Raw genomic sequence first — 21632 nt, forward strand, 5'->3', positions numbered from 1 at the left:
GCGACGCTTGCAGCCACAATTATCGTCGCAGTCCTTTCGCTGGTCGATTTCCGAGCGATGCGGAAGGTGTGGACCTATTCCAAAGTCGACTTCGCGGCCATGGCAGCGACGATCATGGGAACACTCTTCCTGGGCGTGGAGACCGGCGTCGTTTCCGGCGTCCTGTTTTCACTGGTTCTTCATCTGTACCGCACGTCCCGTCCTCATCTGGCGGTCGTGGGCAACGTTCCAGGTACTGAGCACTTCCGAAACGTGGACCGTCACAAGGCGACGACGGCACCGGAGATACTGTCGATCAGGGTGGACGAGAGCCTGTACTTCGCCAACACCCGTTACCTCGAAGACCGCATCAGCGAGCTCATCGCGGACCGTCCGGAGCTAAAGCACGTGGTGCTCATGTGCTCTGCCGTCAATGCGATCGACGCCAGCGCGCTGGAAAGCCTTGAAGAGATCAATCACCGCCTCAACGATGCTGGGATCAATTTTCATCTCTCCGAAGTGAAGGGTCCCGTCATGGATAGGCTGAAGAGGACTGACTTTCTTGAGAAACTTACAGGGAAGGTATTCCTAAGTCAGCATGAAGCGGTGAAGCACATCCGGGCATGCGTCATAAATGCATCCAGCCGCGATGAGAGCTAACTTGACGCCGCCGCCGCGCCGGCAAGGAACGGCACGGGTTGCCCGAACGAGCCTTAACATTGCTCTCTCTTCTCGTCGCCCAGGCCTTCGAATCAGACGAATGTCATGACTATGACCGCGCCAACGATTACGAGGACAAGGCCGCCGACAAGCATAGGCAGCAGGCTGGAACCGGTGTCAGAGCCGGCACCGCCGTCGGGGCTGCCGTCGTTTCTGTCGCTATGCTTAGCCATTTCATCTCCTTTGGATGGATGCGATCTGTTTTGCATGCACCCCGGACGATCTCGGCGCGCCGCTGGAGTCTGGTTCCGGTTTTTCAATCAGGAGGGCGTATCAGCATCGGGCCATATCGAACTGCAAATAGCGCGAAAGCTGAGCTCCATAGCGTTCCGCCCGCAGTCAGCAGCTCCATGTAAAAACCTGGCAGAAGCGGAGCGAGAACGCGCAGCAGCGCCCCGATCGACACCACAACATAGATGGCAATCGTAGCCGGGTCGGCTTCAATAACACGGCCTGTATGGCCGCGGCTGGCGCGTGTCATGACGGCGAGCGTCATCGTCGCGATCGCGCCCGCGGTGAGCGCATGCAGTGCTGAACTTTGCGCCATCGTATCGGGCGCCAGAATGGAACATCCCAGCAACATCAGTGACGCGGCAAGCCATAGGTAGCCGAGATGGAGAATGAAGACGATCGGCTCGCGCCAGGTCAGGAGGCCGCGCCAGCGGGAGAGGCGCCCGATCAAGAGCAGGCCGGCCAGTGCGAGCAGAATTCCGCTGGCGGGATGGTATGGGAAGAACATCCAGCCGGCAACGCCGAGCGCCGTCGCCGCGAGCGCGACACGGTCAATGGGTCCGAAACTCGCCGGGAGATGGACACTCTTGCGCTTAGCAAGCCAGTTCCGCGTGAAACTGGGAGTAATGCGGCCGCCGATCAGCGCGATCATCGTTGCCGCGACGCCGAGCGCGAGGCGCAGGCCGATCCCGTCCAGGATGGGCCATAGGTTCTCGGCGTGATGAAGCAAATTCGCCAATGCAAAGAGCGTGAGTAACCCCGCCACCGGCAGGTTGCGCCAGTTCTTGCCAGCGATCACCTCGCGCCAGACCGAGCCGGCGATCGCGACAGGAAAAGCAAGGTCGATGAGGAAGGCCAGCAGCGGATCGCCAACGGCGGAAACGGCGACGCGGCCGACCAGCCAGGAGAGGAAGAGGAGCGCGAGCGGGAGTCCGCTCAATGGCAGCCGGCCCGTCCAGTTGGGCACGGCGGTGAGGACGAACCCGGCGATCACCGCGCCCAGATAGCCGAAAATCATTTCATGGGCGTGCCACGAGGAGCCGCTAAAGACACCGCCCGCCGCCGCGCCGGAGCTGTACATCCACAACCAGATCGGAACCGCGGCGGCAGCGTAAATGGCCGCCCCGAGAAAGAACGGCCGGAAGCCGTAGCTCAGGATCGCCGGGCCGGTCCGCTTCCTGCCGCGACGGTCGATCGCGGTGTCGCCCGCCTTGACGCGCGCACGCGGATTCGATCTGTCGGTCGTTGTCGCGCCCTCTTCCCTGACAGTCGTCATTCTTGCTGCCTATCCTGGTCGCCCCGGCAAGGGACACCACTGCCCCTGCCGCAAAGTTGGAACCGCCGTCGGCCGGTGGGCGTCTCTGTGAACCCGGGTTGTGTTCGGAGAGAACTGGTTGGCCGTGTCGACATCTCGCCGATCACATCGAATCTCGAGTCTGCTGCTCTTTCGGACTGCCGCGAACAGATGGTCCAGGATCCGCCTTGGGAGTCCTGTAATTGTAGCTGGCGCCAGATTCGAGCTTGCCGGTCGCCTCTACCCTCTCCAGGTCAACGCGCACGGTCTGCGGGCCGCGTTCGCCAGGCAGCTTCGGCAAGTCGGCTGGCGCGCTCTTGTTATCGAGCGCTGCCTCGCCGACATCTGCCGTTGATGTTGGCCACCGGCTTCGCAGGCAGAAGCCGGTCCCGCGGCTGTCAGGCCGATGGCTGCCATCGCCGCCGACGCGGCAGTGGCGAGAATATGTTTTGCGAGCTTTCGTCGGAGTCGTCATTTCGCATCCACGTAATGGCGCTCCTATATGCGCGGTGCAGCACCGGCTCTTTGCGGTGGCGCAAATTGGCGGGAAGTATCCAGGCCGACGGCTGTCGATGCAGCTTTCAGGGGCCCTTATTACGCAGATCCGTGCCTTACGGCCACTGAACCCGACAAAGGGCGCGGCTAGTCGCGACGCCAGGCAGCAAGTTCAGATAGTCGATGACCGTCGGTAGCGCCTTCTCTTCGATCTCCTCCTTCGTCACTTCCTCGACTGTCGAGCCGACCTTGCCTTTTTCGGTCGGCGTCCGGTTCGCCGTGACGACGAGGCGCTCGAGTTCAATGACCTCATCGTCATCGTTGACGCTGCTCGCAACCTGGGCCCGCGCATTCCCCAAATCGCGAGCGCGACCGCGCCTGAACACACCCCGTGCTCAGACATGGGTGCCAGGAACAGGCAGGTCTCCTGACGTCCGGGTCGCTGCTTTTCTTTCGCCCCCCCAGTCGCATCACGCGACCAGTGGCTCGTTGAAAGAAAGCTCGCCGGCTACAGTTGCGGGGGCAGTCGCGGCTTCGGTAGCGGCGGGGCCAGCGTCCGCCAATCTCCTTCACCAGGAACGCCGCGCCCGAACGAACGGCCACGATCAAGGCTGTCTCCAATGCGGTTTTGGGGCGGCCATGATCAGTTCCTGGCTTATGATCCGCCCATCGTCATCCACGACCATTACCAGTTCGCGATCGCGGTGGCGGAAAGACATGCGATGCCTGCCTTCGTCATCGCCTGTCCCTCGTTCGACACGCCCCCGAATCGCGCCGCGCTGCATCTGCCTGAGAAAATACTCCACAGAGAATTTCATCGCGCGCGCGGCCACCGCTGCATCTATTTCGGGCACTCCGTCGGCCCAGCGAACCACGGACATTCCAAAGCCTCCAGAACGTTTTCCGTCCCGCCGGTAACAACGCCCACTCCGGTCGTCTTTGAGCGGAAGCAAACACGCCGGAAATTGCTGCTTCGCGGCGACCACCAGTGTCCATAGCCGCCTTCCTCTTCATTGTCGGAGCGCAACGAAGCGGACGAAGCACCGCCTATTCTCATCGGCATCAATCAACATGGCCTCCCGCAATGAGCAAGAAGCGATCTCTCGACCTCGATCTGTCCGTGGATCACCTTATGAGAACATGGCCGGAAGCTGTCGGCGTGTTCGTCAGGCAGCGGATGCTGTGCGCGGGCTGTCCGATTGGACCGTTCCACACGATGGCCGACGCGTGCCGTGAACATTCCATCGATGAAGAAGCGTTTCTCCGGGAACTGCGACTGGCGACAGGCGAACGCCTCGATGGCTGATGCTCAGCCCGTCCCGGCTTGGCCTTCGGCAAGGACCATCGGTCTGTGCGGAGCGACTATTCACCTGCTGACGCCCGCTCTTTACCAGGCCTTTTTGCTCCCAAGCGCTGAGCAGGCGGCTGATCGTATGCAGCGCTGTTCCCGTCATTCCCGCAATGTCCTCGGGAACCTCACGTCGTATCTCGACGGGCCTTCTCACCGCGTCGCTGACCGCTGGCGGCAATATGGAGGTCGAGCATGTCGAGAACAAGCCAAAACGCCACTGGCCGGTGGAGGAGTTTTAGTGCTTCCTCGGCGCACACAAAGAGAGGCCGACCGGAACAGGCGTCATCGGTCGGGCCTCCAAGTTGAACCGGGGGAGGCCCTGTGCCTAAAGCCCCCAGCCCTTGAGAACAGTCTACCTGCCAGGCCGGATTGCCGTTAGCTTCGCGTCCCGCAACTTATCCGAGAGTGCATATCTGGCGATCAGTGTGGTGCACTTGTTTCGTCTCAAACGCAAGGAATGCATTCCAAGATAAGTTTCTGGATCCAAAGCCAAAGACACCTTTCTACCTGGCGGGTATAGTTGTGGATTGTACAAGGTAGATGCGGTAGCTCCCGAAATGAGTGCAAAGATCAAAGGCGAAGCTCGGCGCGAGATAATCGTTAACGGATACGCTAGCAACGAACCATTGAAACATATTGCGGCCAAGACCGGGTGCTCGCTGGCGAGCGTAAAGTCAGTGCAAGTAAACTCGGTTGCACTCGAACGCAGAAGGAGGCGGCGGCATTTCGGCGCGGATTTCATGTGCCGGAACATAAGAGGGACGATTACTATCAACTGATGGTCGCAGGAAACTGTCGCGCCCGCGAGTGCGCGCTGATTCTGGGGCTCTTGGGATGGGAATCAAGAAGTCCGCAGTGAGGCTCGACGTGCGACGCCCCGACGCTACGACATTCAAAAGGATTGCGACGAGCTGTAAACGGTGTTCGACAAGTTCACCGGATGGCCCGCCGAACTGGACAGCCCTGTTCTCACGGAGCTAAGTGAGCGGGCTGCCAAAAAAGTTCGTTGGCAGGCTCAACCTGAGGGATTACATCGACCGAATGGCCAAGGGGTATCACTAGAGAACGCCCGCTGGCGTCCCCTCGCCAGGACAAAGTACGCCGACTAAGTCGGCTGCGCTTCAGACCTCCCTTCTGCACGAGAGCCGGATTTTCCGAGACAGGCGGACTGTGAGAGGATCGCTGGCTACAGGGGGAAGTCTCACATGGCCGCTAATTCATCGGGGTCTAGTTGGAATTGGCGGTTGCCGCTCATCGCCTTCTTTGGCGCGGGTGCCGCGACATACGTCGTCAGCGAGGGGATACCGGTTCTAACCCTTCCAATCGCTCTCAATCCGGCCTGCAATATCAAGGGCAATGTCAGCATCAACACAGGCCAGAGAATCTACCATGTGCCGGGGGATAAGTTTTACTCCGAAACCGTCATCCGTCCTGAGTATGGCGAAAGCTGGTTCTGTTCTGAGGAAGAGGCGCGGGCAGCCGGGTGGACGCGGGCCAGACGCTAGCGCCGCCCGGCTTTCTAAGCGCAAGAAGCCCGTCGCTCGGGGACGGCGGCGGGCCTCTCGTTCCAAGGGTGACTGGTGGCCATGGATGAGCCCCTTGGATGTTTAGAAAACGGCGAACCCAACCGCCTTGTTCCAAGTTAAATGCAGCGATTTGCTACTCCCTCTCAAACTGTGGGGGGGGTGCCCGCGGCCGAAACCAAACAGGTAGCGGACGGGAGAATAGAAGCCGAATTCGGTGTCGACGATCGAGCGCCGCCTGTCCCCGCTGACGTGGAACTATTCGCAGCAGCCAGCCGCTCGACAGGAAGGACCGCCATATCGCCACCGTAATGGCCGGTATCCGCAACAAACGCGCCGCCCCGCCCCGGCAGAAGGAGGCGGTGCTGCCCGAGGACCTCATCGCCATGCTGGAGACGCTCGATCGCGGATCCCTGCGCGGCTTGCGCGACCGCGCCATGCTGCTCATCGGTTTCGCCGGTGGCCTCCGGCGTTCCGAGATCGTCGGGCTGGACGTCGGCCGCGACCAGACCGAAGATGGCCGCGGCTGGGTGGAGATTTTGGACAAGGACCTGCTGGTGACGCTTCGAGACCGGCTGGCGAGAGGTCGAGATCGGGCGCGGCTCGTCCGACGCCACCTGCCCGGTCGTGGCGCTGGAGACCTGGCTCAAGCTCGGCCGGATCGCCCATGGTCTGCTGTTCCGGCGCGTCACCGGCCAGGGCAAAAAGGGTCGGCGCCGAGCGGTTCAACGACCAGGAGGTTGCACGCCTCGTCAAGCGCACGGCCCTTGCCGCCGGCGTGCGCGGCGATCTTTCGGAAGGCGAACGGGAAAGGCTGTTTGCCGGCCATTCGCTGCGCGCCGGCCTCGCCTCCTCGGCCGAAATCGACGAGCGCTATGTGCAGAAGCAGCTCGGCCACGCCTCCGCGGAGATGACCCGCAAATATCAGCGCCGACGTGACCGTTTCCGCGTCAATCTCATCAAGGCGTCCGGACTCTGAAAGCCCCTCCCCTCCCCTATTTTCGGCCGCCGCAGGCGATCCGGGAGAGCAGGAATTTCACCTTAGCGTTTCAATTGAAATCGGGAAGTGAAACCGACAGCCTGCGTTCCGGCTATCTCATCGAAACCGCTCGCCGCGGCATTCCGCTGCCCGAAGCTATGCAGCAGTCGCAGCACCGCTCGGTGCAACAGGCGTCCAACTATCATAACGATGCCGAAAGGACGCTCGGGCGGGCGGCGCGGGTGATCATATAAATCGCGAGCACTGCGGGCGGCTTGCGGCGCCCACTACATGTCGATAGATTGCGATTCTATCGACATGATCGGACGACGTGTCGATGTCGACGACATATCCGCCCGGACATGTCGATCGCACGAGGATTGATCGACATGCCGTTTCGCCCGGATCGCCCCTACAACGATCTCCCTCCGCTTCCTCCACGCGAGGATGTGGAGACGAAGGCGGTGCTGAAGGCCTGCATCGCGGCGCGAGCAGCACTGGCGGAACTCCGCGTATCCGGACAGCTCATTCCCAACCAGGCGGTCCTGATCAATTCGATTCCACTGCTTGAGGCGCAGGCAAGCTCGGAAATCGAAAACATCGTCACCACGACCGACAGACTGTTCCGCTTTGCCAATGAGGCCGGCAACCAGGCCGATCCGGCCACGAAAGAGGCGCTGCGCTACCGCACCGCCCTCAGCGAAGGTTTTCAGACGCTCAAGCAGCGCCCTGTGTCGACATCCACAGCGATCGCCGTCTGCCGGACGATCAAGGGCGTGGAACTTGATATCCGCGCGACGCCGGGCACGGCCCTGATGAACGAGGCGACCGGCGCGGTCGTTTACACACCGCCGCAAGGCCAAGCGCTGCTGCGCGACAAGCTGGCGAACTGGGAGCGCTACATCCACGAGGCAGAGGACATCGACCCGCTGATCCGGTTAGCCGTAATGCACTATCAGTTCGAGGCCATCCACCCTTTCACCGACGGCAATGGCCGAACCGGACGGGTGCTGAATCTGCTCTATCTCGTCGACAAAGGGCTGCTGGACATCCCGGTGCTCTATCTGAGCCGCTATATCATCGGTAACAAGCGAGCCTATTACGACCGGCTTCTGGCCGTCACGACCGAGGCGGCATGGCAGGACTGGATCCTTTACATGCTCGAAGCGATCCGGGAAACAGCCGACTGGTCGACCGCGCGCATCCGCTCCATCCGAGACCTGCTCGATCAAACCGCGGAGCGCATGCGGCGCGACCTGCCGAAGATGTATTCGCGCGAGTTGGCTGAGGTGATCTTCGTGAACCCTTATTGCCGAATTGGCGATTTGGTGGCGGCTGGCATCGCCAAGCGACAGGCGGCATCGGTCTATCTGAAGACCCTCGTCGATCAAGGCCTCCTCCAGGAGAAGAAGGCCGGCCGGGAAAACCTCTACATCAATCCGGCCCTCTTGGCGCTTCTCACCGATCGGCCGCCGCCGCGAACGGCGCAATAATCCGAAACAGCAGAGCGCAGAAAATCGAGCAGAAGTTCGCGACCGCGAACATACCGACGCACTCGTGATAACGTCCCCATGCTCATCCCGTCATCCCGGCCGTCGCGCTATTGGCCTTGAGCGCCGCCATCAGCATCGGTCCGACCGAAAACTCCCCTACCCTGGCCTTATCGGTCAGCACGCGCAGATAGCCGCCGGCCGAATTGATGTGCTGCGCCCGTTGCAGAATGCAGGCGATGACAATTGCCGCGGTTTCCTGCCCCATCACATGGCAGGCATCCTCGTATGCTGACGGCGACACGCCGAGATATCCGCGCACCTGGGTCGCCGTCGCCATGAAATCGCGCCAATTGCCGATCCCGTCGACGGCGTAATCCGCGATCTCCGGGCAGGATTTTAGCACCAGCCCAAGCGGATAGCCTCTCGGCTTCTCGGCCTCCCTCGTGCTTGGCCCGACCGTCGCCCGCTTTTTTCCAAAGCAGGTTCAAATTCAAAAATAGAGTCGGTATTTGAAGCAGATTGCTGCCGTCCACTAGGGATTCATTGCCGTCCGGATCCTCGACATTTATGTGAGATTCCAGCAGCTTGTCCACTTCCTCCCGGATCGCGGCCAAATTGGCCACAAATGGCTCCAGGTAACCATGCGTGGCGCCAGCGACTGCCACATGTGCGGGCGGCTGGGACAAGCGATGCCGAACGCACTCCTTGGGCAGACGAATCAAAGCTTCTCTGATCTGGGTCAAAGCCGGACATCCCCGCCAACGACATTTTCACCCGACAGCCTGGTCCTCAGCCGCCAGCTTGGCGCAGGCGCTCCAGTTCCACAGCAAGGGGGCGAGACAGCATGGCCGCGGCCGACAATGTGTTCACCGTATCCGAACTGGCCCGCAAGATGGAGCGTGCCCATGAGCGCAAGCTGGAGATGTGCGCGTTGCTTGAAGACATCGCCGATTCTCTGCCGGAAAGGGTCGATGCGTTGAAATGCCTGGCGGCGGCGAGCGCACTGGCGCCGCTTCTGAGGAATGTGCACGCATTTGAAGAGAGTGCGGTTTTTCCAGTTTTCGAGGTCCGCTCGACGGCTTGCGGCCGGCACGCCGGGTCGACGCAGCGACTGAAAGCCGAGCACATGGAGGATGAAGCCTTCGCCGAGGAGCTGACCGAAACGCTCATGGCGATCGGTCATGGCGCGCCGATCTCGAATCCGGAAGCCCTCGGCTTCATGCTGCGCGGCCTGTTCGAGACCATCCGCCGGCATGTGGCATTCGAGCGCGAGCATATTCTTCCGGTAGTCACGGAAGCTGCGTAGCAAATTTCGGCGGATGCGGCCTATCGCCCGGAGCGAGCTTCAAGGCGCTCCATATTGTGCACGTTCACACGGCGATTGTTCTCGATACCGATGACGCCTTCGGTCCTGAGCTTGGTCAGCTGACGGCTGACCGTTTCGATAGTCAGGCCGAGGAAATCGGCGATGTCCGCGCGGGTGAGCGGCAGATCGAACGTTGCCGATGCGCCATTGGCCGCCGCCTCAGGGTCGATGTTGCGCGCGATTCTCACCAGAAAGCTCGCGACCTTCTCCCCAGCCGTCTTTCGCCCCAACGTCACCATCCAGTCGCGCGCTTCGTCGAGCTCATTGAGTGCCTGCCGGAGCAGACGGCGCTCGAATCCGGGGGATTCATGGATCATCCGCTCCAGGACCGACTTAGGAAACGAGCATAGCGACAATTCTGTCGCCGCTTGCGCGTTGATCACGCTTTCCGACCTGAACGGACGACCGAGAAAGTCCGGCGCAAACTGCAGCCCCACTATCTGCTGGCGGCCGTCCGACAGCGTCTTGGTGAGCTTGACCACGCCTGAGAGGATATTTGAGAAACTGTCGATGTTCTCGCTGTCACCGATCAGTTCCGCTCCCGGGTGGATCCGATGTCTTGAAGACGTCCTCGACAGGGCGACGAGCTGCTTTGGCTCCAGCGCTCCGCAAAGCCCGCGGTGACGCGCCTCGCAAGCCTGGCAAAGCACGGGAATATCCGAATTGTGAATGTCCTGGCGCAAATTCATCGCAGCCGTCTCCAGTGTGTCCGGCTGCAGCTTTCCTACCGCCTTGCAAAGCGCCCGTCTCGCGTCAGTTTGTCTCTCCCTCCCGGCTTTGATGTCGATCAAGCGCCCGCGGCGCTGCGTCTGGTATTGGTCGGGGCATTGCCAAGGAAAATCGCCATGCAAATGGAACTGTCGCAGCCACGCTGGGCCCGTCCCGCGCCCTTCGGCATTACGAGGTCCGCATTCCGCATCAGCGTCTCCGCCAGGATCTGCTCGGCGCGCCGGCGCACCGGCATGGAGACGTCTGCCGTGCGACCGCAAGCCGCTCCCGCATCTAGTCCTTGTTGCGAATTGACAGCGTCGTACCTGAAACTGAAAACCTTGCGTGGCGCCGTGACCCGGTCGTGAAACAAATCCGGGGCAGAATGACCGATGCAAGCGGCGGGAACCTGGGAGGGAAGAGTGGGCGAACGTTCATTCAGCCATCACGCGGACCGCATACAGGCCGCGATCTCATCAAACGCGGCGGCAAAATCCGCGCTGGTCGCCTCCTGGCGACGGTCCTCTAGCCTGCACCGCCTCGATCCGGCCGAGCGCCAACCGCCACGAATCCTGACTCATGCCGAACTGACACAAGCGCGACAGCGGATCGAGCCGCTGGTCCGCGCCGCCCAACCCAGTCTCGACAGGCTGCATCTCGCCGTTGCAGGCGTTGGATGCTGCGTGCTTCTGGCTGACGGCGACGGCGTTCCGGTGGAACGGCGCGGCGCGCCCGCGGACGACAAGGCGTTCCGTTCCTGGGGATTGTGGACGGGCTCGGTGTGGAATGAGGAAAGCGAAGGCACCAACGGCATCGGCACGTGCCTGGTTGAACAGCGTGCGCTGACCATCCACCGCGACCAGCATTTTCACACGCGAAACACGGCGCTGAGTTGCACAACCGCACCAATTTACGACCATGAGGGAAATCTTGCGGCGGCACTGGACGTGTCGTCTTGCCGCGCCGATCTGACGGAAGCTTTCGTCAATCTCATATCCATGGCCGTGATCGACGCGGCCCGGCGGATCGAGGCGGACAATTTCAAGATGGCTTTTCCGAATGCACGTTTTGTGCTCGCGCCGGAAACGAACCGCGGCGCCGGCGGGTTGATTGCGGTCAATGCCGACGACCTCGTCATCGGCGCGACACGATCGGCGCGGCTCGCGCTGGGCCTCAGCAGGGATTGCCTGACAAGGCCGCTCCCGGCCGTTGACCTGCATTGCGCGGCCGCGGCCGCGGCCGAAGATTTCGGACAGGCCGAGCGCGCGGTGTTGCAACGGGCGTTGGCGCGCTCCGACGGCAATGTTTCAGCCGCCGCAAAGGCGCTGGGAATCAGCCGCGCCACGCTCCACCGGAAGTTGAAACGCCTGCAGCTATCTCGCATTCACTGAAATTCGCCGCCTGACTGTCTCACTTCTGCGACACGTGCGGGCCGCCATCGTTTGCCGGTGGGCTGACAGGCAAAAAGCGAAGTCACACTCTCGAAGGAGCGTCGCATTCCGCGACGTCTCGTTACGGGAGGTACTCATGAACAAGGTTGAATTTTCGCGCGCGGTCAAAGTTCCCTTCGACAAGCGCTACGGCAACTTCATCGCCGGCAAATGGACCGAACCACGCTCCGGCCGCTATTTTGAAAATTTCTCGCCGGTGAACGGACAATTGCTGTGTGAGGTGGCGCGGTCGGACGAGAACGATATCGAGGCGGCTCTGGACGCCGCCCATGCAGCAAAGGACGCCTGGGGCCGCACCAGCGTTGCCGAACGCGCGCTGATCCTCAACCGCATCGCAGACCGCATGGAGGAGAACCTCGATCTGCTCGCGCTCGCCGAAACCTGGGACAACGGCAAGCCGATCCGCGAAACGACGGCCGCCGACCTGCCGCTCGCCATCGACCATTTCCGCTATTTCGCCGGGGCGGTGCGCGGACAGGAGGGCAGCCTCTCCGAGATCGACCACGACACGGTCGCCTATCATTTCCATGAGCCGCTCGGCGTGGTCGGCCAAATCATTCCGTGGAACTTTCCACTTCTGATGGCCTGCTGGAAGCTGGCGCCGGCGCTCGCGGCCGGCAACTGCGTGATCCTGAAGCCCGCCGAGCAGACACCTGCCGCGATCCTGCTGTGGGCGGAGCTGATTGGCGATCTGCTGCCGCCCGGCGTGGTCAACATCGTCAATGGCTTCGGGCTGGAGGCCGGCAAGCCGCTCGCCTCCTCGCCCCGCATTGCCAAGATCGCCTTTACCGGCGAGACGACGACCGGCCGGCTGATCATGCAATATGCCAGCCAGAACCTGATCCCCGTCACGCTGGAACTCGGCGGCAAGTCGCCCAACATCTTCTTCAAGGACGTGGTGGCCGATGACGACGATTTCTTCGACAAGGCCATCGAAGGTTTCGTGATGTTCGCCCTGAACCAGGGAGAGGTGTGCACCTGTCCGAGCCGCGCGCTGATTCACGAATCCATCTACGACCGCTTCATGGAGCGCGCGCTGCAGCGCGTGGAGGCGATCGTGCAGGGCGATCCGCTCGATCCGGCCACGATGATCGGCGCACAGGCCTCGTCCGAGCAGTTGGAGAAGATTCTCTCCTACATCGATATCGGCCGCAAGGAAGGCGCCGAGGTGTTGGCGGGCGGCTCGCGCAATGAATTGCCGGGCGACCTCGCCGGCGGCTACTACGTCAAGCCGACGGTATTCAAAGGCCATAACAAGATGCGTATCTTCCAGGAGGAAATCTTTGGACCGGTGGTCTCGGTCACGACCTTCAAGGATGATGCCGAGGCGCTGTCGATCGCCAACGACACGCTCTATGGCCTCGGTGCAGGCATTTGGACCCGCGATGGCAATCGTGCCTATCGCTTCGGCCGCGCCATTCAGGCCGGCCGCGTCTGGACCAACTGCTACCATGCCTATCCGGCGCATGCGGCCTTTGGCGGCTACAAGCAGTCGGGCATCGGCCGCGAGACCCACAAGATGATGCTCGACCACTATCAGCAGACCAAGAACATGCTTGTCAGCTACAGCCCGAAGAAACTCGGCTTTTTCTGAGCACACCCGATTGCAGAGCGGCGCGGGTCAGCTCCGCGCCGCTTTCGTGTCCGGCGGAGGTTTCCAGAAGGCGGTGCGGCGCGACCAGAAGTGCGTTCGCGGCCGATCGGGGCGAATCCCGGGCGACCCAAGGGCGCCCGGCCCGGCTGCGGCGGATCTATTGGTCCGACGGATTGGCAACATCGCAGTGGGCTCGAGCGGCGCTAGCGCACCAAAAACAACTGGACATGCAGCCCTTGCGACCTATCGTTGTCGGAGGGCGAACGCGGGTGGATTCGTCCAACGTGGGTGGAGAGGCCTCCATGACCAACGAGCCCCTGGAAGCGAGAGGCGGAGCTGATCTGCGGCGCCGGCGGCGGTCCGAATTGCTGACTTTTCTCGTCCTGGCATTCGGCATATGGCCCATCGTCGCCGTCGGCGTTGTTGGCGGCTATGGATTTCTTGTCTGGATGTGGCAGATCATATTCGGGCCGCCGGGCCCGCCCGCCAACGGCATGCATTGAGGCCAGCGCAATGGAGGACGCCCACACCCTCAGCCGCCGCAGCTTTCTAACCGGTCGCGCCACGCCGGATGTCGCCGGCATCCGCCCGCCCGGCGTTTCGAGAAGCGCCCTTGAAGCATGCACGGGTTGCGGCGCCTGTGTCGAGTCCTGCCCGACGGGCATCATTTCGCTGGTGCGCTCCGTTCCGGCCATCGACTTTGCCGCGGGCGAATGCACCTTCTGCGGCACGTGCGCAAAAGCGTGCCCGGAACCTGTGTTCCATCAGCAATCCGTGCGACGTTTTCCCCACGCTGTCTCCATATCCCTGGGCTGCTTCGCGAAATCAGGCACCGCCTGCCAGTCCTGCGGTGACGCGTGTCCAGAGCAGGCCATCAGCTTCCGGCCTCGCATTGGCGGTCCGTTCGTTCCGGAGCTGAATGAGGCGGCCTGTACCGGATGCGGCGCCTGCATCGGCGTCTGTCCGGCCGCCGCGATCGGCGTGGCGCAGCGCGGGGACGTCCATGCCTGAGGCCCCACGCTGCCACCACATATCCAGCATCGTCGTGTCGGTCCTGCCGCCAATGGCTGACAGTGTCCTGGCGCGCCTGGCGGCCATGCCTGCTGTCGAGGTGCATGGGCATCAGGGCGGCAAGATCGTCATCGTTGTCGAGGGCTCGGGCACGGGCGCGATGGGCGACCACCTCACCCGCATCGCGCTGCTCGACGGCGTCGTGGCGGCGAACATGGTCTATGAGCATATCGAGACAGAGGAGGCCACAGAGCAATGACCACCGAGCTCACCCGGCGCGACATCCTGAAGGCCCATGCCGCAAGCGTCGCCGCCGCAGCGGCAGGCTTTGCCCTGCCCGCGTCCGCACAGCCCGTTCCGGGCGGGGTGGGCGCGCTCGAAATCAAGTGGTCGAAGGCGCCATGCCGCTTCTGCGGAACGGGATGCGGGGTGATGGTCGGCGTCAAGGAAGGCCAGGTCGTCGCCACCCACGGCGACATGCAGGCCGAGGTCAACCGCGGCCTCAACTGCGTCAAGGGATATTTCCTGTCGAAGATCATGTACGGCGCCGATCGACTGACAACGCCGCTGATGCGCAAGCGCAATGGCGCTTTCGACAAGGACGGCGAATTCGAGCCGGTGTCCTGGGACGAGGCCTTCGACGTGATGGCCGAAAAGTGCAAGCAGGTGCTGAAGGAGAAGGGCCCGACGGCCGTCGGCATGTTCGGCTCCGGCCAGTGGACAATCTTCGAGGGCTATGCCGCGACCAAATTGATGCGCGCCGGCTTCCGGTCGAACAATCTCGATCCGAACGCGCGCCATTGCATGGCGTCGGCCGCCTATGCCTTCATGCGGACTTTCGGCATGGACGAGCCGATGGGCTGCTACGACGATTTCGAAGCCGCCGACGCCTTTGTGCTTTGGGGTTCCAACATGGCCGAGATGCATCCGATCCTGTGGACCCGGATCGCCGACCGCAGGCTCGGGCACCCGCATGTGAAGGTCTCGGTGCTCTCGACCTTCACCCATCGCAGCATGGATCTGGCTGACATCCCCATCATCTTCAAGCCGGGCACCGACTTGGCCATCCTCAACTACATCGCCAACCACATTATCGAGACCGGGCGGGTCCACGAGGCGTTCGTCCGCGACCACACGACGTTCATGCGCGGGGGGACCGATATCGGTTACGGCCTGAGGCCCGAGCATCCACTGCAGACGGAAGCTGCGGGAGCGGCCGACCCCGGCAAGATGGACCCCATCAGCTTCGACCAGTTCAAGAGTTTCGTCGCGGAATACTCGCTGGACGCGGTTGCCGAACTGACCGGGGTAGAACCGGACTTCCTGCAGGAATTGGCTGAACTCTACGCCGACCCCAAGACGAAGGTCATGTCGCTGTGGACGATGGGCTTCAACCAGCATGTGCGCGGCGTCTGGGCCAACCAGATGGTCTACAACATCCATCTGCTCACCGGGAAAATCTCCGAACCGGGCAACAGCCCGTTCTCCCTGACCGGGCAACCGTCGGCCTGCGGCACGGCCCGTGAGGTCGGCACGTTCGCGCACCGCTTGCCGGCCGACATGGTTGTGACCAACCCCGAGCACCGCGCGCATGCCGAGGAAATCTGGAAATTGCCGCACGGGCTGTTGCCGGACGAGCCGGGCTATCACGCCGTCGAGCAGGACCGGATGCTGAAGGACGGCAAGCTCAATTTCTACTGGGTGCAGGTCAACAACAACGTGCAAGCCGCACCCAACAACAGCGGCGAAACCTATCCCGGCTACCGCAATCCCGAAAATTTCATCGTGGTGTCCGACGCCTATCCGACCATAACCACGATGAGCGCCGACCTGATCCTGCCGGCCGCCATGTGGGTGGAGAAGGAGGGCGCCTACGGCAATGCGGAACGGAGAACCCATGTCTGGCACCAACTGGTGCAGGCCAAGGGCGAGGCGCGTTCGGATCTGTGGCAGCTTGTCGAGTTCTCGAAGCGTTTCACCACCGACGAGGTGTGGCCGCCTGAGATACTCGAGGGCAGCCCCGGCTATCGTGGCAAGACGCTGTTCGACGTGCTTTTCAAAAACGGCAATGTCGACAGGTTCCCGGCCAGCGAGATCGATCCGGATTACGACAACAACGAAGCGAAGGAGTTCGGCTTCTACATCCAGAAGGGTCTGTTCGAGGAATATGCCGCCTTCGGCAGAGGACACGGCCACGATCTTGCGCCCTACGACCGATATCATCAGGAAAGAGGCCTGCGCTGGCCGGTCGTCGACGGCCAGGAAACGAGATGGCGATACCGCGAAGGCTACGATCCATATGTCAAGGCGGGTGAAGGCGTGAAGTTCTACGGCCGGCCCGACGGCAGGGCTGTTATCCTGGCCGTGCCGTATGAGCCGCCGGCGGAATCGCCGGACGACGAATACGACCTTTGGCTGGTGACGGGCCGCGTGCTCGAGCACTGGCATTCGGGTTCGATGACAATGCGCGTGCCCGAACTCTACAAGGCGTTTCCGGGCGCGCGCTGCTTCATGAACGCCGACGATGCGCGCCAGCGCGGTCTGAACCAGGGGGCCGAGATCAGGATCGTCTCCCGCCGCGGGGAAATCCGCTCGCGGCTGGAAACGCGCGGCCGCAACCGGATGCCGAAGGGCGTGATCTTCGTGCCCTGGTTTGACGCCAGTCAGTTGATCAACAAGGTCACGCTCGACGCCACCGATCCCATATCCAAGCAGACGGATTTCAAGAAATGCGCTGTCAAGATCGTTTCCGCCGCCTGATGAAACGGCGCAAGCTGGCGGCTGGGATCGCCGTCGCCCTGTTCTTCACCGGCACGGCCGCGATCGCCCTGATGGCTTCGGAGCTGACGGGCCCCAACCCGCCCATGGAATCGGCGCCAGCCGACCCGATGCCGAAATGGATCGTCGACGATATCCGCAAGATGCGCGCCTATCCCGACCAGCCGCCGGTCATCCCGCATTCGATTGAAGGTTACCAGCTTTCGGTCAACACCAACCGTTGCCTTTCCTGCCACAGGCGCGAATTCACCGAAGGCTCCGGCGCGCCGATGATCAGCGTGACCCATTACATCACCCGCGAGGGCCAGATGCTGGCCGATGTCTCGCCGCGCCGTTATTTCTGCACGGCGTGCCACGTGCCCCAGGCGGACACGCAGCCACTGGTGGAGAACACCTTCAGGGACATGAGCGAGATGGGCGTCGATCACGCCGGGGACGAATGAGCCATGCAACGGATCAAGAGTGTGGCCGCGTGGGTCTGGAACATCCTTACCAGGCCGGCCGCAACGCTCAGTCTGGCGTTTCTGACGCTCGGTGGGTTTGTGGGCGGGGTATTTTTCTGGGGCTGGTTCAACACCGCGCTGGAGGCCACCAACACTGAACGATTCTGCATCTCCTGTCACGAGATGGAAACGAACGTCTATGAGGAACTGACGCGGACCGTGCATTTCAGCAACCGGTCCGGCGTGCGCGCCTCGTGTCCGGACTGCCATGTTCCGCACGAATGGACGGACAAGATCGCGCGCAAGATGCAGGCATCGAAGGAGGTCTGGGGCAAGATCTTCGGCACCATCAACACGCGGCGCAAGTTTCTCGACATGCGGCTTGAGCTCGCCCAGCACGAATGGGCGCGGCTGAAGGCCAATGACAGCCTGGAGTGCAGGAATTGCCATTCGTCGGTCGCCATGGACCTGTCCAAGCAGACGACGCGCGCCGCCGAGATCCATACACGATATCTCTTGTCTGGCCAGGCGACCTGCATCGACTGTCACAAGGGCATCGCGCATGAACTGCCCAACATGGAAGGCGTCGATCCAGGCTGGAAGGTCCCACCTGAACTCGAGGGGGAGGAGCTTCCCCAGTCATCGGTGATCGACGAGCTGGAACGCCGCGCCCTCGCCTATCACCTGGCGCTGCAGATCGCCGAGTAACGGTGCGCTGTTACTTGCTCATCAAGGATCGGCGGAAGATCCTATAAACAGCCGTATGTGAAAGACATGCCAAATCGCCGCACCTTATCTTTGGATGAGAGCGGTTTGCGCCAGCGCAAAGAGCCGATGATGCGCTGCTCCTAATGCTTTTGCTGTCGAAAACGGCAGATCAAAAAGGAGATCGAAATGTTCACGCGACGCGAAGCCCTCATCGGAGCAGCCATGGCGGCTGCCGCGGCGGCCGCGATACCCGCATTCCCGGCATTGGCGCAGCCGGCCGCTGACATCAGCGCCTTGCCACGCCAGAAGGTGTCGCTCGTTGCTCCGCCCTTTGTCCACGAGCACGACCAGGTCGCCACGGGCGGAGCCAAGGTCGTCGAGTTCACGATGACGATTGAGGAAAAGCCGATCGTCATCGACGACGAAGGCACCACGCTGCGGGGAATGACCTTCAACGGCTCGATCCCAGGTCCGATGATGGTCGTCCACCAAGGCGACTATGTCGAACTGACGTTGGTCAATCCCGAGGCGAACGAGATGCCGCATAACATCGACTTTCACGCGGCGACCGGCGCGCTCGGCGGAGGCGCGCTGACGCATGTCAATCCCGGGGAGCAGGTCACGCTCCGCTTCAGGGCGACCCGCACCGGAACCTTCGTCTATCACTGCGCGCCTGAGGGAATGATCCCCTGGCACGTGGTCTCGGGCATGAGCGGGACAGTCATGGTGCTCCCGCGCGAGGGCCTGAAGGACGAGAAAGGCGAGCCGCTCCGCTACGACAGGATCTATTATGTCGGCGAGAACGAGTTCTACATTCCGCGTGACGAGGCCGGGAATTACAAAACCTTCGAGTCGCTCGGCGAAAGCTATGCCGACACGCTCCAGGTGATGCGCGGCCTCGTTCCGACCCATGTCGTGTTCAACGGCCGGGTAGGATCCCTCACCGGCGAGAACGCGCTGAAGTCGAAGGTCGGCGAGACGGTCCTCATCGTCCATTCCCAGGCAAATCGCGATACACGCCCGCACCTGATCGGCGGACATGGTGACTATGTCTGGGAGGAAGGCAAGTTCGCCAACCCGCCGGCGAAGGACCTGGAGACGTGGTTCATCCGCGGCGGCTCGGCGGGAGCGGCCCTCTACACCTTCCTGCAACCCGGCGTCTACGCCTACGTGAATCACAATCTCATCGAGGCGGCCGAACTGGGCGCCACCGCCCACTTCACGGTCGAGGGCGAATGGAACGATGACCTGATGAAGCAGGTCGACGCGCCGCGGCCGATTGTCATCAACTGACGTTCATTTGCCTAAAGACGAGCGCGATCTGTCGAAACTCCGGCAGGTCGCGCTTTACAGGAAAGACGAATCATGCGGTTCCTGACGTCGAAACTGCTGTGTAGCTTCGCAGGTGCGATGGCCGTCTCGGCCGCAGCTCTGGGGCTGGAGGTTCTGGTCCCGGTCTCCGAACGCGGGTTGCCCAAATTAGCACCGATTCGGAGCACTGTCGTTGCGCCCGGCTCCTTCATTCACCCTCAGCCTGGGGAGTATCTGCGGGATGGCCGTCCAACTGTCGCTCCACGGATCGCTGCCAGGATCGATGAGCCGATCGCGATCATGACCTACCAGGTCAGCCGGGACGAGTATGCCCGCTGCGTGGCGGACGGAGCATGCAAGCCTGCCGATGCCTTTGGTAGCGGCGATGTCCCGGTCACCGGGGTTAGCTATCTGGACGCCACTGCCTACGCGGCCTGGCACTCGAAGGCGACGGGCGAGAGCTGGCGGCTTCCCACCGACGAGGAATGGGCCTTCGCCGCCGGCGAGCGGTTCACAGGCGACGTGGAGCCCCTTGAAGAGGATCCCCAGAATCCGGCGAAAGGCTGGCTATCGAGCTACAAGCAGGAAGTGGACATGGCGCGCCAGCCCGATCCGCAGCCGCGGGTTCGCGGATCGTTCGGAACGAACGCCAAGGGCGTCGCCGATATGGCCGGCAATGTCTGGGAATGGACGTCAACCTACTATGTGCGCGTCACCATCGCGCCTGCCGGCGACGCCGTCGAAAGCACGGTCGACAATTGCGGCGTCCACGTCGTCGAGGGCTTCCACCGCACCTATATGTCGAACTTCATCCGCGACGGAAAGAGCGGCGGCTGCGCCGTCGGCCTGCCGCCGGACAATCTGGGCTTTCGCCTGGTCCGCGAGCGCGACGGCGCCGTCGCCAGATTGCTCTCCCGCCTGCGGACGTTGATCTGACCACGCGCCGGCCTGCAACGCTCGGCTAGGCCGCGCATTGCCTGGAGCGCCTTGGTCAAGCCCTTCGCGACTTCGACCGATCCACCCCATGGACGACTGCAAAGCCAAGGAACGCGGCCGCCCAAGCGGCGCCTTGACGCCCGTCGCTTGTGGCCAAGCGTCGCGCGCACCGTGCCCGAAAGCGTCATTGCACCGATTGCGCCGCCGCCAAATACGCGTGCATGCCCGCCGGGTCACGTTCTGGGGGAAGAAGGATGGACAGGCGAACCAGGAGGAACGGCAATGAACCTTAGGCCAGATGAACGATCGTGACCAACCGTTCCGCCAGCGCGCGGTCGCCGGCCCATCGCGCCAGCCGCTTCGATGATCGCTGCGACAGGCCATCCGATCAAGGAGGAGAAACGGGCAAAGCCCGCTATCCAGATGAGAACCCGCGCAAGAGCGGCAGACCCAGCACAGGCAGCCGTCCGGTCCAGTTCGGGATGGCGGTCCAGGAGAGGTCCGGTGACGATCGCGCCGAGGTAGCCAAACAGCATCTCGTGGAGATGCCAGTCGATGGGAGCGAACGCCCTGAAGGTCCCGACTGTCCAGAATAGACCGGGGGCCGGAACAGGATGGACAATCCCGCATAGACCGACCCATCTGATGCCTCGTTGGACATGAAAAGGACCGGGCGCGGATCACTCCAGGCCGACCGGTCCCGTTCGTCGCCCCGCCCACGCGGGAAGAAATCGCCTGCTAGTTGGAAGCCAGCGTCTGCCCGAACAGTTCGGCGAAATGCGCCTTGGCCTTGCCGGTCTGCTTGACCGCCTTGGCTTCGTCGGCGTTGACCGGCTGGCCGACCACGACCAGCGCGACCATGCCCATGCCGTAATGCGGCGTGCACTTGATGCCGTAGACGCCTTCCTTGTCGAGCGTGACCGAGAACTCCTCGTTCATCTTGCTTTTGAAGGCCTCCGCGCCGTCCGGGATCATCCCCTTGATGGTCTCGGCGTTGTGGGACTTGTCGGTCGGCACGAACTTGATCGTGTCGCCGGGCGCTGCCTGGACGAGGTCGGGCTGGAAGACCATTGCGCCCTTTTCGCCCTTGTTGAGCATCTGGATAACGTGTTCCTCGGCAGCTGCCCCGCCGGCGAAGGCGAAAAGGGACAGCAAGGTGGCGGCATAGATGGAGGTTTTCATCGAAATTTCCTTCTTCTCGAATGGTGGCGGCATCAACCGTTGGCGCTCATTAGCGGGAAGGCTGGCGCAGGAATTTGCG

22 protein-coding genes, 4 pseudogenes and 1 riboswitch are annotated in these 21632 nt (G+C 62.3%); of the genes and pseudogenes, 17 read left to right on the plus strand and 9 right to left on the minus strand.

Translation table 11 applies throughout. From position 1 onward, the window contains the following. The coding region (locus MAXJ12_RS29545; protein WP_008839830.1) for a SulP family inorganic anion transporter at positions 1-639 on the plus strand (639 nt) is incomplete at its 5' end. A 92-nt stretch (positions 640-731) separates the two neighbouring features. On the opposite strand, the gene MAXJ12_RS38360 is transcribed toward MAXJ12_RS29545, so the two are convergent. The 4 genes from MAXJ12_RS38360 to MAXJ12_RS37220 all read right to left on the minus strand — a co-directional run bounded on the left by MAXJ12_RS38360 (position 732) and on the right by MAXJ12_RS37220 (position 3600). After that, positions 732-872: a hypothetical protein gene (locus tag MAXJ12_RS38360; RefSeq protein ID WP_008839831.1), complete on the minus strand. Its 141-nt coding sequence runs from the start codon at positions 870-872 to the stop codon at positions 732-734. An 83-nt stretch (positions 873-955) separates the two neighbouring features. After that, on the minus strand, positions 956-2206 hold the full coding sequence (locus tag MAXJ12_RS29550) for an NnrS family protein (RefSeq protein ID WP_008839832.1): 1251 nt from the start codon (positions 2204-2206) through the stop codon (positions 956-958). Positions 2207-2835: 629 nt separating this feature from the next. Then, positions 2836-3105, minus strand: a complete 270-nt coding sequence (locus MAXJ12_RS29560) for a hypothetical protein (protein WP_008839834.1) — start codon at positions 3103-3105, stop codon at positions 2836-2838. Positions 3106-3119: 14 nt separating this feature from the next. Next, positions 3120-3339: riboswitch (cobalamin riboswitch) on the minus strand. Then, positions 3325-3600 (minus strand): DUF6522 family protein, encoded by a 276-nt coding sequence (locus MAXJ12_RS37220; RefSeq protein ID WP_008839835.1) that lies wholly within the window; start codon positions 3598-3600, stop codon positions 3325-3327. (Overlaps the previous riboswitch by 15 nt.) A 107-nt stretch (positions 3601-3707) precedes the next feature. Between MAXJ12_RS37220 and MAXJ12_RS29570 the strand changes: the two genes are divergently transcribed. After that, on the plus strand, positions 3708-4025 hold the full coding sequence (locus MAXJ12_RS29570; RefSeq protein ID WP_341872553.1) for a DUF1858 domain-containing protein: 318 nt from the start codon (positions 3708-3710) through the stop codon (positions 4023-4025). 3 nt (positions 4026-4028) lie between these two features. On the opposite strand, the pseudogene MAXJ12_RS39320 reads toward MAXJ12_RS29570, so the two are convergent. Next, a pseudogene (locus tag MAXJ12_RS39320) lies at positions 4029-4188 on the minus strand (helix-turn-helix domain-containing protein); the annotation flags it as partial. A 1126-nt stretch (positions 4189-5314) separates the two neighbouring features. Between MAXJ12_RS39320 and MAXJ12_RS29575 the strand changes: the two are divergent. The 4 genes and pseudogenes from MAXJ12_RS29575 (at position 5315) to fic (ending at position 8065) form a co-directional block, all read left to right on the plus strand. Next, on the plus strand, positions 5315-5575 hold the full coding sequence (locus MAXJ12_RS29575; protein WP_008839837.1) for a sunset domain-containing protein: 261 nt from the start codon (positions 5315-5317) through the stop codon (positions 5573-5575). A gap of 223 nt (positions 5576-5798) precedes the next feature. Then, positions 5799-6572 (plus strand): annotated as a pseudogene (locus MAXJ12_RS29580) (site-specific integrase); the annotation flags it as partial. Between the two features lie 101 nt (positions 6573-6673). Beyond that, positions 6674-6826: pseudogene (locus tag MAXJ12_RS29585) on the plus strand (integrase); the annotation flags it as partial. 135 nt (positions 6827-6961) lie between these two features. Beyond that, positions 6962-8065 carry a protein adenylyltransferase Fic gene (gene fic / locus MAXJ12_RS29590; protein ID WP_040588770.1) on the plus strand — a complete coding sequence of 368 codons (1104 nt, stop codon included), beginning with the start codon at positions 6962-6964 and terminating at the stop codon, positions 8063-8065. An 82-nt stretch (positions 8066-8147) separates the two neighbouring features. Here the strand turns inward: fic and repC are convergent. Beyond that, positions 8148-8700, minus strand: a pseudogene (gene repC / locus MAXJ12_RS37225) (plasmid replication protein RepC); the annotation flags it as partial. Positions 8701-8909: 209 nt separating this feature from the next. On the opposite strand from repC, the gene MAXJ12_RS29600 reads away from it, so the two are divergent. Further along, the gene (locus tag MAXJ12_RS29600) at positions 8910-9371 is read left to right on the plus strand and encodes a hemerythrin domain-containing protein (protein ID WP_008839843.1); all 462 of its coding nucleotides are present in this window, start codon (positions 8910-8912) and stop codon (positions 9369-9371) included. Between the two features lie 20 nt (positions 9372-9391). Here the strand turns inward: MAXJ12_RS29600 and MAXJ12_RS29605 are convergent, their stop codons facing one another. After that, positions 9392-10120: a Crp/Fnr family transcriptional regulator gene (locus tag MAXJ12_RS29605; protein ID WP_008839844.1), complete on the minus strand. Its 729-nt coding sequence runs from the start codon at positions 10118-10120 to the stop codon at positions 9392-9394. Between the two features lie 411 nt (positions 10121-10531). On the opposite strand from MAXJ12_RS29605, the gene MAXJ12_RS29610 reads away from it, so the two are divergent. The 10 genes from MAXJ12_RS29610 (at position 10532) to MAXJ12_RS29655 (ending at position 20371) form a co-directional block, all read left to right on the plus strand. Beyond that, on the plus strand, positions 10532-11530 hold the full coding sequence (locus MAXJ12_RS29610) for a helix-turn-helix domain-containing protein (protein ID WP_008839846.1): 999 nt from the start codon (positions 10532-10534) through the stop codon (positions 11528-11530). Between the two features lie 136 nt (positions 11531-11666). Then, positions 11667-13184 (plus strand): aldehyde dehydrogenase, encoded by a 1518-nt coding sequence (gene adh, locus MAXJ12_RS29615; protein WP_008839847.1) that lies wholly within the window; start codon positions 11667-11669, stop codon positions 13182-13184. Between the two features lie 302 nt (positions 13185-13486). Further along, positions 13487-13687 (plus strand): periplasmic nitrate reductase, NapE protein, encoded by a 201-nt coding sequence (gene napE, locus MAXJ12_RS29620; RefSeq protein ID WP_008839848.1) that lies wholly within the window; start codon positions 13487-13489, stop codon positions 13685-13687. Between the two features lie 10 nt (positions 13688-13697). Continuing rightward, on the plus strand, positions 13698-14195 hold the full coding sequence (napF, locus tag MAXJ12_RS29625) for a ferredoxin-type protein NapF (RefSeq protein ID WP_008839849.1): 498 nt from the start codon (positions 13698-13700) through the stop codon (positions 14193-14195). Beyond that, positions 14188-14454: a chaperone NapD gene (locus tag MAXJ12_RS29630; RefSeq protein WP_008839850.1), complete on the plus strand. Its 267-nt coding sequence runs from the start codon at positions 14188-14190 to the stop codon at positions 14452-14454. The genes napF and MAXJ12_RS29630 overlap by 8 nt, the downstream gene beginning before the upstream one ends. Continuing rightward, a complete protein-coding gene (gene napA / locus MAXJ12_RS29635; RefSeq protein ID WP_008839851.1) occupies positions 14451-16955 on the plus strand; it encodes a periplasmic nitrate reductase subunit alpha in 2505 nt (834 codons plus the stop codon). The genes MAXJ12_RS29630 and napA overlap by 4 nt, the downstream gene beginning before the upstream one ends. Further along, on the plus strand, positions 16955-17416 hold the full coding sequence (locus MAXJ12_RS29640) for a nitrate reductase cytochrome c-type subunit (RefSeq protein WP_008839852.1): 462 nt from the start codon (positions 16955-16957) through the stop codon (positions 17414-17416). Before napA ends, MAXJ12_RS29640 begins: the two co-directional genes overlap by 1 nt. A gap of 3 nt (positions 17417-17419) precedes the next feature. Then, positions 17420-18124, plus strand: coding sequence for a NapC/NirT family cytochrome c (locus MAXJ12_RS29645; RefSeq protein WP_008839853.1), 705 nt, complete (start codon positions 17420-17422; stop codon positions 18122-18124). 186 nt (positions 18125-18310) lie between these two features. Beyond that, positions 18311-19417 carry a copper-containing nitrite reductase gene (gene nirK / locus MAXJ12_RS29650; RefSeq protein WP_008839854.1) on the plus strand — a complete coding sequence of 369 codons (1107 nt, stop codon included), beginning with the start codon at positions 18311-18313 and terminating at the stop codon, positions 19415-19417. 72 nt (positions 19418-19489) lie between these two features. Beyond that, positions 19490-20371, plus strand: a complete 882-nt coding sequence (locus tag MAXJ12_RS29655) for an SUMF1/EgtB/PvdO family nonheme iron enzyme (RefSeq protein WP_008839855.1) — start codon at positions 19490-19492, stop codon at positions 20369-20371. A 233-nt stretch (positions 20372-20604) separates the two neighbouring features. Here MAXJ12_RS29655 and MAXJ12_RS40250 read toward each other — a convergent pair whose 3' ends face one another. After that, positions 20605-20907 (minus strand): hypothetical protein, encoded by a 303-nt coding sequence (locus MAXJ12_RS40250; RefSeq protein ID WP_420492403.1) that lies wholly within the window; start codon positions 20905-20907, stop codon positions 20605-20607. A 202-nt stretch (positions 20908-21109) separates the two neighbouring features. After that, on the minus strand, positions 21110-21553 hold the full coding sequence (locus tag MAXJ12_RS29660) for a pseudoazurin (RefSeq protein WP_040588778.1): 444 nt from the start codon (positions 21551-21553) through the stop codon (positions 21110-21112). Between the last annotated feature and the right edge of the window lie 79 nt (positions 21554-21632).

The sequence above is a fragment of the Mesorhizobium alhagi CCNWXJ12-2 genome, assembly GCF_000236565.1.
Classification (GTDB): domain Bacteria; phylum Pseudomonadota; class Alphaproteobacteria; order Rhizobiales; family Rhizobiaceae; genus Allomesorhizobium; species Allomesorhizobium alhagi.